This is a genomic window from Nocardioides sp. NPDC006273, assembly GCF_040613495.1.
GTDB lineage: Bacteria > Actinomycetota > Actinomycetes > Propionibacteriales > Nocardioidaceae > Nocardioides.
On record NZ_JBEXSD010000067.1, the window covers coordinates 16,047 to 28,011 of the forward strand.

Annotated in this window: 10 protein-coding genes and 1 pseudogene; 6 read left to right on the forward strand and 5 right to left on the reverse strand. The window is 65.1% G+C overall.

Annotated features, from left to right (window positions below; all coding sequences use genetic code 11):
• Positions 1-17: 17 nt before the first annotated feature.
• Entirely contained in the window at positions 18-689 is a 672-nt protein-coding gene (locus tag ABZZ22_RS23005; RefSeq protein ID WP_354936445.1) for a hypothetical protein, read from the forward strand.
• Between the two features lie 284 nt (positions 690-973).
• On the opposite strand, the gene ABZZ22_RS23010 is transcribed toward ABZZ22_RS23005, so the two are convergent.
• Together ABZZ22_RS23010 and ABZZ22_RS23015 are read right to left on the reverse strand one after the other, a co-directional pair.
• Complete coding sequence (locus ABZZ22_RS23010) at positions 974-3,340, reverse strand: hypothetical protein (protein ID WP_354936447.1); 2,367 nt, start codon at positions 3,338-3,340, stop codon at positions 974-976.
• A 312-nt stretch (positions 3,341-3,652) separates the two neighbouring features.
• On the reverse strand, positions 3,653-4,300 hold the full coding sequence (locus ABZZ22_RS23015; protein WP_354936450.1) for a GNAT family N-acetyltransferase: 648 nt from the start codon (positions 4,298-4,300) through the stop codon (positions 3,653-3,655).
• Positions 4,301-4,783: 483 nt separating this feature from the next.
• Between ABZZ22_RS23015 and ABZZ22_RS23020 the strand changes: the two genes are divergently transcribed.
• Together ABZZ22_RS23020 and ABZZ22_RS23025 are read left to right on the forward strand one after the other, a co-directional pair.
• A complete protein-coding gene (locus tag ABZZ22_RS23020; RefSeq protein ID WP_354936453.1) occupies positions 4,784-5,644 on the forward strand; it encodes an alpha/beta hydrolase in 861 nt (286 codons plus the stop codon).
• 392 nt (positions 5,645-6,036) lie between these two features.
• Entirely contained in the window at positions 6,037-6,429 is a 393-nt protein-coding gene (locus tag ABZZ22_RS23025; protein WP_354936456.1) for a hypothetical protein, read from the forward strand.
• A 26-nt stretch (positions 6,430-6,455) separates the two neighbouring features.
• Here the strand turns inward: ABZZ22_RS23025 and ABZZ22_RS23030 are convergent, their stop codons facing one another.
• Together ABZZ22_RS23030 and ABZZ22_RS23035 are read right to left on the reverse strand one after the other, a co-directional pair.
• The gene (locus tag ABZZ22_RS23030; protein ID WP_354936477.1) at positions 6,456-6,893 is read right to left on the reverse strand and encodes a hypothetical protein; all 438 of its coding nucleotides are present in this window, start codon (positions 6,891-6,893) and stop codon (positions 6,456-6,458) included.
• A pseudogene (locus ABZZ22_RS23035) lies at positions 6,885-7,391 on the reverse strand (NAD(P)-binding domain-containing protein); the annotation flags it as partial. The pseudogene ABZZ22_RS23035 and the gene ABZZ22_RS23030, both read right to left, overlap by 9 nt.
• A 68-nt stretch (positions 7,392-7,459) precedes the next feature.
• On the opposite strand from ABZZ22_RS23035, the gene ABZZ22_RS23040 reads away from it, so the two are divergent.
• Entirely contained in the window at positions 7,460-7,843 is a 384-nt protein-coding gene (locus ABZZ22_RS23040; RefSeq protein WP_354936459.1) for a helix-turn-helix domain-containing protein, read from the forward strand.
• Between the two features lie 49 nt (positions 7,844-7,892).
• Here ABZZ22_RS23040 and ABZZ22_RS23045 read toward each other — a convergent pair whose 3' ends face one another.
• Entirely contained in the window at positions 7,893-9,485 is a 1,593-nt protein-coding gene (locus ABZZ22_RS23045; protein WP_354936462.1) for an MFS transporter, read from the reverse strand.
• 153 nt (positions 9,486-9,638) lie between these two features.
• Between ABZZ22_RS23045 and ABZZ22_RS23050 the strand changes: the two genes are divergently transcribed.
• A complete protein-coding gene (locus ABZZ22_RS23050) occupies positions 9,639-10,235 on the forward strand; it encodes an XRE family transcriptional regulator (RefSeq protein ID WP_354936465.1) in 597 nt (198 codons plus the stop codon).
• A 133-nt stretch (positions 10,236-10,368) separates the two neighbouring features.
• A complete protein-coding gene (locus ABZZ22_RS23055) occupies positions 10,369-11,838 on the forward strand; it encodes an oligopeptide:H+ symporter (RefSeq protein ID WP_354936468.1) in 1,470 nt (489 codons plus the stop codon).
• Positions 11,839-11,965 lie beyond the last annotated feature (127 nt).

An 11,965-nucleotide genomic window follows, 5' to 3' on the forward strand; every position in this document is an offset into this window, starting at 1 on the left:
CAGGAGAGAATGCCGGCATGTCGAACTTGCGTCCCGTTTCTCACCCTGGCCAGTCGGAAGGGCTGGTCCACTTCACAGGCCGTGCGAGAGAGTCGTTCGCGCCCGAAGTGGCTCTGATGTCGCCTGAAGAGCGATTGGACAACATCGTCTGGGAGCAGGCGCTGAGGGGCCATCCGGTGCCGGGGTCAGACGAGCCCGTGGTGTGCCTTAGCGAGAGCAACAAGCTTGGAGCGGCGGCGCTCTTGTCAGCAGCTGGTTTTTCCGGATGGGGGCTGGTGTTGCGGCGGCAGTGGGTTTGGGACCGGGGTGGTGGGCCGGTCTGGTACGTCCGAAACGACCTCTGGTCCGACGTCAGAAAGACACTCGACCCAGCGCTGCATGGCTGGCTTGTTAGGACCGATCCTTCGACGTCCGACTGGCTCCATGAACGTGAATGGCGCGTGCCATGCACAAACGGGGAACTTGAGTTGGCGCCCGAAGCAGTGATGGCATTCCTGGTTTCAGACGACCGGTGGGAGCCGCCAACGCAATCCGGCCATGTCCTGGACCCCATGACCGGAAACCTAGTTGTTGGTGAAGTGACACTTGAGTGGGCCCTCGGCATTCCCGTGTGGCGGTGGAATGGCCAAGACCTTGTCGAACTTGGTCCTGTTCGACGTCGAGAGGAGGCGTGGCCGGTGCAGCCGTGATGCGGCGGTGTGACGCACGTCTGAAGGACGGCCAACGAGAACCTGCGTGGAATGTCCAAGGGCAACCCCGCGAGAGGTGTCCTGGCTCGATCATCCGGTCCGCAAACTCGCGCGGCCCTAACATGCTGTCGCGCATGACGACGCGATTGTGGTCGAGCCGGTCGTGACGGCCGAGAATCTGCCCTCGGTTCTGGCCGAGGGGTGCGAGCTGACGAAACTCGGCGTTAAGCCTCGTCAGACTCGGGCACTTCTGCGCCGCGACGATGATCAGGATGCAGATGCACTTAGGGCGTCGGCCTACTCAGAAGGGCGGCCGCCGGGTCCTTGCTGGCATCGTCCTGGTATTGCTGGCGCTCCTTCTCTCCGAGTGCCCTAACCGCCTCGCGGAAGCTGTCGAAGTCTCCAACGGTGAGGGTCGCGACGTCCTCGAGTCCGTACCTGTTGCGGATCTCGCCGATTTGCCTCGTCGCTTCATCAACCCAATCACTTTGCGTAAAGGCGTCGGTCAACTCACGAAGGAGCCGTTTGGCCTCACGTTTAGTGATTCCCTTGGTATGGGACTTGAGGAAGTTCTTCACCGTCCGCTTGACCTTGTCGTCGCTACGGTTGCGATCTTCTTCCACAGAAGCGGCGTCCAGGACTTCGGACAGATGTGCCAAGAGTGCGGCAAACCGTTCGCGTAGTAGGTTGGCGCCAGGCGTTTCCGGAGATATATCGAGTAGCAGCACCAACTCGCGCGCTAAGCCGACCTTCTCGATGTGCTCCCCTGGAAACGAATCTCGATAGAGACCATCGAGTGCATCCCAGAGATGGCCGTCTTGCGCCACCGCTGCCTCAAGATCTGCCAGTTCAAACTTGGCCGGGTCAATATCATCTAGGGCGACGAATCGTGTCAGGTGCGCTAGCGCAGCACGATGCGCAATCTGTACAGGAATCAAGTCCTCGATCTCTTCGACTTTGATTCCTGGATCGAACTCAAGACCTGAGAATCCTGCCCATTCATCCAGGCGAACGATGTACTCGTCCTTCAGTACCCGCTTCTTCCGTGCTTCACCCCGCTTGAGAACCTTCTCGGCCTCACGTCCAGACTGGTCGCCATCGAGTAAGGCCACACATGGAGGTTTGATGGTATCGCGACCTCGAGCGAGATAAACCATGTAGGGAATGCCGTCAGCGCCGCCTGCCGCGACGATGGTCACTTCGTTCAGGTCCAGCGCCTCGGCCCGGCCACCATGACGTCGAGCGAGGTGCATCGAAAGCCCAGCGATCAAGATTTGGTCCGCATGACCTTCTACGAACAGATTGCGTCCGCCGATGAATGCGGTCTCCGCAACATAGGTTCCGAGCGACGAGCGCAAGGGTTCGTAGCGGTTGTTTGCGGCGTCGTTTACGACCCGAGTTCCCTCGTCCTCGGCGCCCTTGTCAAGGACGCGGATACGTTCAGGAGCGTTCTTGTCGATTAGGAATGGCGAGTGCGTCACATACACGACTTGGCTTCCGTTGCTTCCATCCTCCGGGAGCGCGTAGTCCCGAAGTACCCGAAGCAAGTCTTGTTGGCCAATGCTCGACAGAAAGGCATCAGGTTCGTCCAAGAGAAGTACGTCCGGACGCGTTTGGGTTAATCTGTGGGCGGTGATCTGAACGAAGTAGCTCAGGAAGTAGCGAAGACCCTGGCTCCGTTCGCCAAAAGAGTAGGTTGAACCCGTCCGGTCTCGGATAGTGAAGGCAAGTTCATGTTCGCGGGCCTCGAGTATCAGGTCGAACTCGCGATCTTGGCTCCACCAACGCTGGACGTTCAGATTGTCGCGAATGGCAGTGTTCATTGCGCCGACCACCGCTTCGACTTGACCTTCCCGTCCAGATGCGAGTGCGTCGCGGAGCTCGATGAACGCTCTCGGGTCGATACGCGCAGCGTCAACCAACAGCATTCGAGCGAGCTCGTATTCATCGCGACGCCGACGCTCAACTTCTTCGGAATCCTTATCTGCCGGGGGCGCCAGTGATGGAGCGATGATCTTCCCGACGGCAGCTTCAGTTGGCTCATCAAGCCGGAAGATCCGATCGAAGAGAGTTGTTCGCTGGCGGCGGTCATGCAGGCCGGTGCGTTTCTCGCCGGTCAGTTCTGCGATCGACACGCTGTCTGGAACTGCGACCCCCGTCTTCAGTTTGAATGTCTTAGGCAGAGCCGCTTCAAGCTTCGCCAACTGTCCAGCGGACAGCTTGAGGCGCTCCTCATTGACCACCAAGAACGGATCCTCAGAACCCGGTCGGTACAGCCCAAACTCTTGTGCGTCATGAAGTGCCGCGACTCCCGCAATCTGTTCGCCTTCATCAAGTCGGAACACTGCGCCAAACTCGGGGAGTCTGATTTCGCCTTCCTGAACCGAGTACTCCTCGCTGTATCGGCAGAAATCCTCTCGCTGGATCGGCTTGCCTGTCAACGCCGCCTCGACTGCCAAGAGCAGTTGGCTCTTACCCGATTCGTTCGCGCCGACGACCGCGGTGATGTCCGGTTCGAGGGGCACGCGCACAAACGGGTACCAAGGCTCCTGCTCCTCCCAAGAGGAAGGAGTGCTTTCCTCCCGAACCTTGCGCTCGAAGTCATAGTTGAACGAGCGAAAGAACCGAACGTCGATGCGAGTCAGCTTCAATTGTTTCCTCCATGGTGCTGCCGTTCAGGTCATCCATCTGGCGTGCGTCGCCGATCGCGACCCGTGATGAGGCAAGCCGCTGGATCGATGGTAATGGCGAGCACCGACGGACGCAGAGTTTCTTGGCGCGTACTTCCGTAGAACTAGCGCGAATGTCTTGGTCTCGTGCCCGTTTCGGCTGCGACACTCTGGGCGGAATGGGCGACGCAGGCTTCTCGGCGAGCAAGTCCGGCTCGCGGCAGCGAGGCGCGCGGAGCGCGTCAGTGATGCCGCTGACCGCAGGCCCGGATCGGACCTCCCCGGCTGCGGCAGTCACTCAGCCGGCGGAGACCAGACCATGGTCAGCTGATGAACTGGCTGCCCCTGGTACCTGACCCCCGGAACCAGCGGTTTCGAACCATGCGCGACGAATCCGCACTTCTCGAAGAACTGGATTGCACGGGTGTTCTCGACCAGTGTCTGCAGGTAGCAGCCCGGGCTCTGTGCGTTCGCGAGCCAGTCCTGCCATGCGCGCATCAGGTCCATGGCGACGCCGGTGCCGCGCGCTTCCGGAGCGAGGTTGATGTGGAGGTGGGCGGGCCAGCGTGGGTTCACGACTTCGCCGGAGGCGGACTCGCTACCTCGCAGTTTCGCCTTGGCCATGTCGACGAGGCTGCGGGCGAAGAACGGCATCGATCGCGGCCTGAGCATCACCTTGTGGCGGGTGATCGCTTGGGTCAACAGCTCGTCCTCGCCAGGGAGAAGCGCACTGTCGGTGCAGCCGGTCAGGTAGCCGACGAGGTCGCCATCGACCTCGGCGAGGAAGAGGGTCTCGGGGCAGTGCTCGATGTAGGGGTCGAGGTAGACCATCTGCTCGGAGGGTAGATGCCTCCACAGTTCTCCGCTGGGGGAGTCGGCGCCCGCTCGGGCGAAGAGATCGACGAGCGCGTCGTGGTCAGCGGGCGTGTAGGTCCTGATCATGTAGTTCCTATCTGCGGGGCACGGACCGAATGTATCCGGGGGCGCTCCAAGCCCGGTGCCAAGAGGCTAGCGACCCGCCGGCTCGTGCCGGGCAACACGCGCGGCGTAGTGAATGATGCCGTAGGCCCAGAACGGCGAGATGAGCACTCCTGCGTGGTCAGAAAGCGGTCCATCTCCAGGGTCGAGGAACCTCGCCGCGCAGGCAGGCAAGTCAGTGGTACATGGAGGCTGCAGATCGTTACGGCGCGCTCAATGCTCATTGCGCTGACCACGATGCGCTTGGCGATGGTCAATGTAATGACCATTACGAGGCCAAGGTGACTGTCGATGCCGAAGTGCCCGTTGGCTGCGAAGTCGCGGCGTACAGCCCCTCGGCGACGAGACCACCGGAGGGACCTCGAGGACCACCTGCGTAGGAGCCCGATCACCTGCCGGGATCGCCGTCAGACTGGCAGCATGGGCACCCCGTCATCAGGAGGCCCCATGCCCACCACAGCCACATTCGTCTCGCCGACCGACGGCACCGCGCTTGCAATCCGGACATGGGGAGAGGAGCTGTCCGCGCCGCGGGGCGTTGTCCAGATCGCCCACGGCATCGCCGAGCACGGGCAGCGTTACGACCGGTTCGCTCGGGCTCTCGTCGCGGCTGGGTACGTCGTGCGGGCGGTCGACCATCGCGGTCACGGCGGGTCCGTCGCGTCGGCCGACCAGCTCGGTCTTTTCGACTTCGAGGCGCTGGTGGCCGATGTTGCGGCCATGGGTGCCTCGCTGCGCGATGACTTCTCCGGGACGCCGGTGTTCCTGGTTGCGCACTCGATGGGGTCCTTCGCGGCGCAGACGGTGCTCTTGGACCGGGCCGACCTGTACGACGGCGTGGTGCTGTCAGGCTCGACCGCCCTCGACGTACTCGCTGGTGCGCTCTCGAGCTCCGAGGGTCCGGTCGGACTGGAGGCGTTCAACGCCGGGTTCGAGCATCGGACCGGGTATGAGTGGCTCTCACGCGATGAGGCCGAGGTCGATGCGTACGTCGCGGACCCGTTGTCCGGGTTCGACCTGCCCGACACTGCCGTGCCTCAGCTGTTCGCCGGCGCCGAGCGTCTGGCCGACCCGGCAGCCATCGGTGGGATCCGCTCCGATCTGCCGATTCTCGTCGTCTCCGGCGACGCCGACCCGCTCGCCGGAGGTGGCGCCCTGGTCGAGCTGCTGGGAGAGCGTTATCGCGAGGCCGGACTGAAGGATGTGACGGTGACGCTCTACCCCGGGGCGCGCCACGAGATCTTCAACGAGACCAACCGCGACGCGGTCACCGCCGACGTGATCGACTGGCTCACGGCTCATTCCTGACTGCGGCACGGTCAGGGACGGATGGCTTCGCATATGCGAGGCCACCCGTTGCGCGCCCTGATGCCGCCGCCCGCACGCCGTGCTGCATCAATGTCCGGTCCCGCCCAATAACTGCGCGACCACGCGGCGGTGCGCCAACTAGGGGTGCCGCCATGGGGTTTGGGCGCGAGGCGAGAAGGGTTCGAGACACTTCGCTGCCTCATGCACACAGCATCGTGCATTGGCATCGTGCATTGAGTTCTCGAGGCCCGCAGCGTCGACAGATCTGGGCCATGGACCAAGGATGTCACCCGATCTGAGAAACCGAGTAGCACCTGCACGTAGGCGTACGTGACGATGACTGCTCTGGCCCACCTGATCGAACGGAGCGCGAAATGAGTCGGACGTCGTTCATGAGCAGACTTCGGGATCAGGTCATCCGGCAGCTCGTTCACAGCGCGCTGGCAGAGGATGAGATCCCCGGGATCACCGTCGCGGTAGTGGCTGGCACGGAGCACGGCAGCTCACTGCGGGAGCGGGGGGAGCCGCATTGGACGTTTCCCGACGATGGGCACGAATACGTGTGGGTGCACGCCACGTATCAGCCGACGAACGAGGCAGCGCAGTGGAGGTTGGGGCGCTCGGAAGATCTCCATGATCCGTCGGAGCTGGTTGCTGCGTGTCAGGAGTTGGGCTCGTGTGTCGAGGACTGGCTGTGCGAGTCGTCGTTCGCGTGGGGCGAGCTGCGCCATGCCCGATGTCCGGAGATCCAGGAACTGCCTGAATGGCTGGTCACTGGCGCCTGAGGGTCGCTCAGGCGCCGGCGACCACCTCAGGCGTACGGCCGAATCCCGTCGATGATGCGGGACCAGTTCTCGGCGCCGTAGCCACGGGAGCGGGCCCAGGTGTAGTGCGCCTGGACGGCGCGGGGGAGATCGGTATCGATGCCGGCGGCCTCGCTGGCCTCGACGAGGTGGTCGGCGGTGGCGCCCATCATCGTCACGGTGCTCAGGTGGCCGGGGTGTTCGCCGGCCTCGAGCTGGGCGCCGAGGTCCTCGCCGGCGGCCAGCATCGGCAGGATGCCGGCGAGGGTCTGCATCAGCTCCGGGATGGCCGCGGCCGGCTTGATGCCGCCCGTCTCGAGCAGCGCCACGGCGTGGAGCAGCGAGGAGAGGGAGGTCAGGAAGACGTCCAGGTGGGCCTGGTACATCAGCTGGGCCAGGCCGGGGTCCTCGCCCAGGTAGCGGACCGCGCCGATGCGAGCCAGCACATCCTCGTGCGGCGAGAGCGCGTCAGCTGGCCCGCTGAAGTAGACGAACGCATCGGGTGTGCCGACCATCGGCGCCGGGATCATCACGCCCCCGGTCAGGAACTGCGCGCCGTGCGAGGCCGCCCACACCGCACCCCGACGCGTCCCGTCGGGCGACTCGGAGCTGAGGTTGACGATCGTGCGCCCCTTCAGCTCGTCGGTGGCGGAGCCGAGCACGTCGTACATCGCCTGGTAGTCGGTCAGGCTGAGGATGACCAGGTCACTCGCCGCGACCGCCTTCGCGGGCGAGTCGGCCAGCTGCGCACCGGCGGCGACGACCTCGTCGGCACGCGAGGCCGTCCGGTTCCAAACGGTCACCTGATGCCCGGCGGCGAGGAGGCTGTGGACCATGGCCTGACCCATCGGGCCGAGGCCGATGAGGGTGACAGCGGAGCGGGGTTGATTCATGGTGGACTTCTCTCGTCTCGTTCTCGATCGGTACGCACCATCCTCGACGCTTGCGTAGGATCGCGGGAGTACCCACTAATAACTGGGGTACTTACCAAAAGGTTCGTGAGGAGCACCCCGTGACGAAGCAGGCCCGAAACGGTCCCTACATCTGCGGCATCGACGCCGCCCTCGACGTGGTCAGCGGCAAGTGGAAGGGGCTGATCCTCTGGGAGCTCGATGAGCACGGCGTGCGCCGCTTCGCCGAGCTGCGACGCGGCCTGCCCGGCGTCAGCGAGAAGATGCTGACCCAGCACCTGCGCGAGATGGAGCAGGACGGCCTGGTGCACCGCGAGGTGTACGCCGAGGTACCCCCTCGGGTGGAGTACTCGCTGACCGAGCACGGCCACGCCCTCAACGTGGCGCTCGAGCCGCTCGGTCAATGGGGGATCGGCCGCATCGCCCGCGAGCAGCCCGAGCTGGTCGAGCATCGCGACGCCGACCTGTTGCCCCGACCGTCGTAGCCGCCGTCAGGTCCGTCGAGACTGCGACTCGACGGACCGGAGGCATGGGTCATCGATGTGCTTCGGTGACAGCGTCGGTTGGCTTGCGGGCATCCTGTGGGCCACGAGCAAGGATGTAGACGAACAGGACGGCCATCACCGCGGCGCCTGCCCACATGGCGTTTTGCCAGCCGTCGACGAACGACTCCTGTGCGACCCGGACCAGCGCTCCGGCCTGGGGGCCGGCGCCGTCTGCTGCGGCGACGGCGTTCGCGATGCCCTCCCGTGCTGTGTCCGCGACGTCGTTCGGGACGCCATCAAGACGATCGTCGATCGCGCTCTTGTAGCCGGCGGACAAGATGGCTCCGAGGAGGGCGATTCCCAGGGCGGTGCCGAACTCGCGGGTGACGTCGTTGAGTGCGGACGCGACCCCTTGGCGCTCGCGGGGCAGTGAGCTGGTGATCGCCTCCGTGGACGGCGTCATGGACAGGCCCATGCCTATACCCATGGAGAGCATGCCGGGCAGGACCGCGAGGTAGCCGCCCTCGACGGAGACCAAGCCGGCCATGAGGGCGAGTCCGGCGCCGGCGAGGAAGATGCCGGCAGCCGTTGTGGCTCGTGCTCCGACGCGAGCGGCGACCTTCGGGGCGAGCCCGGAGGCAAGCATCATCAGCAACGCCATCGGCATCATGGCCAGCGTGGCCCGCAGTGCGGACCACCCCAGCACGGCTTGAAGGAACGGGAAGAGCACCACGAAGATCCCAGCCTGCACCCCGAAGACCACCAGCAGCGTGACCGATCCGCTGGCCAGGCCTCGTTGACTGAAGAGCCGGACGTCGAGCAGAGGCGCCGCCTGGCGCAGCTCCCAGACGACGAAGGCGACCGCGGCGAGGATGCCACCGACCAGCCCGATCATGGTCGCGGGCTCGGTCCAGCCGTGTACCGGACCCTCGTGTAGCGCGAAGATCAGCCCGAGGACGGCGAGGACCGAGGTCGCCGTGCCGATCGTGTCGAACCGGTGCTCGGTGTGCTCGCGTGAGTTGGGCACCGAGCGCACGATCATCGCGACCGCAACCAGGACGAGCGCAATCGGCAGCATGAAGAGCCACCGCCAGGTGGCGACGTCGACGAGCAGGGCGGACAGGTACATGCCGAGGATGCCGCCACCGCCGGCGACACCGGTCCACACGCCGATGCCTTTGGCGCGTTCCTCCTCGGGGAAGGTCGAGGTGATCACCGCCAGGGTGACCGGCATGATCATGGCCGCGCCGACACCGGAGGCGAAGCGGGAAGCGAGCATCATCTCAGAGGAGTTGGCCAGCCCGGCCGCCACGTTCGCGGCGCCGAAGACTGTCAGTCCCACGAGCAGCACGGGTTTGCGGCCGATCCGGTCGCCGAGTGCGCCCAACGGCAGCAGCAGGGCGGCGAGACTGATCGTGTAGAGGTTGATGAACCACAGCACAGTGCTCTGCGAGGCGTCGAACTCGACGGCGAGCTCGGGCTGGGCGACGTTGAGGCCGGTGACCGAGGCGATCACGGCCATCAATGCGATGCAGACCGCGATCAAGATCGCGCGACGCTGCCGCGCGTCGTGGACGGCCGAGTCGCCCGCGTCGACTGAGTCGCCATGGCCGATGTCGGAAACAGGTGGGTTCGTGCTCAATGGACTTCCTTTCACAACCTGCACAGCGGCAGGACGAAGTGGCGCCGCGACCCGGAGAAGGACCGCGGCCGTCGTTCGACGGCCACGTGAGTCGATGGTGCTCACGAGATGGCGGATTCGCAAACGTTGTTGCTGAATGGCAAACTGGTCGACATGGATCACTCGCCCGATCGCACCCTCGACGCAGTGGGACCACGACTCAAGCGCCTCCGCCAACGTCGCGGCATCACCCTCAGCGACCTGGCTGAGGAGACCGGGATCTCGACCAGCACGCTGTCCCGGCTCGAGGCAGGTCTGCGTCGCCCCACCTTGGAGCAGCTGCTTCCCCTCGCGCGCGCCCACGGCGTCACCCTCGATGAGCTCGTCGACGCACCGCCGACCGGGAACCCGCGCATCAACCTGCGACCCATCCCATGTGCGGACGGCTCCACGATCCTGCCCCTGACCCGTAGGCCGGGGGGCATTCAGGCGTACAAGTTCGTCCTTCCCACCGGCCGCGACGATGCCGAGCCGGACCTGCGCACTCACGAGGGATACGACTGGGTGTACGTCCTCAACGGCAGGCTCCGGCTCGTGCTCGGCGAGCACGACCTCATCCTCGAGCCCGGCGAGGCGGCGGAGTTCGACACGCGTACGCCGCACTGGTTCGCAGCCACCAGTTCGGGGCCGGTCGAATATCTCAGCCTGATCGGCAAGCAGGGCGAACGCGCCCATGTCCGGGCCGCGCCCAGGGCGCCCAGCTCGAGCTAGAGGCTGTGACGCTCCAGGACAAGGACGGCGACAGGGCTTGGTAGGACGCTGAGCGGCGTGAAGGAGGTCACATCCGACCGCGTTCTGCCGCTCGTGATTTGGATGACAAACACAACTTTGTGAACCTGAGGTCATGAGTCAACTGAAAAGTGAGACCGCCGCGGGCGACCCCGGCGACCGGTCTTTCCTGGGCCAGCCACGCGTGCTGGCCAACCTGTTCGGCGTCGAGCTGTGGGAGCGGTTCAGCTTCTACGGCATGCAGGGCATCCTGGCGATCTACCTCTACTACTCCGTGGCCGAGGGTGGCCTCGGGATCAGCGAGACGGTGGCGCTCGGGATCGTCGGTGCGTACGGCGGTTCGGTCTATCTCTCCACGATCATCGCGGCCTGGATCGCCGACCGCCTGATCGGCGCGGAGCGTACGCTCTTCTACTCGGCCTGGCTGGTCGTCTTCGGTCACCTCGGCCTCGCCCTGATCCCGGGGATCGCCGGTGTCGGCGTCGGCCTGGTGCTGATCGCGCTCGGCTCGGGCGGAGTGAAGGCGAACGCCTCCTCCCTGGTCGGCACGCTGTACGCCCCCGACGACGAGCGTCGCGACGCCGGCTTCTCCCTCTTCTACCTGGGCATCAACCTGGGTGCGCTGGTCGGTCCGCTGCTGACCGGGCTGCTGCAGAAGCAGTGGGGCTTCCACTTCGGGTTCGGGCTGGCCGCGATCGGCATGATCCTCGGCCTGGTGCAGTACTCGATGGGTCGCAGCAGGCTCCCCGCCGAGAGCCGCGTCGTGCCCAACCCGCTCCCGGCCTCGGAGCGTGGCCGCTGGATCGCCATCGCCGTCGGCGCCGTGGCGGTGATCGTGGTGCTCTGCCTGACCGGCGTCATCACCGCTCCGCGACTGGCCAACATCGTGATCGGCATCGCCGTCGTCGCCGCGATCCTGCTCTTCACGGTCATCCTGCTCAGCCGCCAGGTCACCGCCATCGAGCGGAGCCGGGTGTGGGCGATGGTTCCCCTCTTCATCGCCTCCGCGGTCTTCTGGTCGCTCTACCAGCAGCAGTTCACCGTGATGGTGGTCTACTCCGACCAGCGCCTGGACCGAGACATCTTCGGCTGGGAGATGCCGGTCTCGTGGGTGAACTCGATCAACCCGGTCTTCATCATCCTGCTCTCCGGCGTCTTCGCGGCGCTGTGGACCAAGCTCGGCCCCCGTCAGCCGTCGACACCGGTGAAGTTCGCGATCGGCACCATCCTGATGGGCATCGCGTTCTGGGTGTTCCTGCTGATGCCGAGCGGCGCGCACTCGGTGCCGCTGGTCGGGCTGGCGCTCATCCTGCTGCTCTTCACCCTCGCCGAGCTGCTGCTCTCCCCGGTCGGCCTCTCCCTGGCCACCAAGCTTGCCCCGCAGCGCTTCCGGACGCAGATGATGGCGCTCTTCTTCCTCTCGATCGCCCTCGGGACCGCGATGTCTGGACGGCTGGCCGCGTTCTACGACGTCAACGACGACAGCGCGTTCTTCTGGTGGGTCGGACTCGCCTCGGTCGTCGTCGGTGTCCTGCTGCTCATCGGCAACCGGCCCATCCGCCGGTTGATGGCCGGCGTGCACTGAGTCTCTGCGGCGTACGCGTCCTAAGGGGTGTCCCGGGCGAACGAAGATTCGTTCGCGCGAGACCGGCATCTGGTGGACCGAGGTCGAGACCGCCCGGATCCCTCAGAGCGACACCGACCAGGCCTGG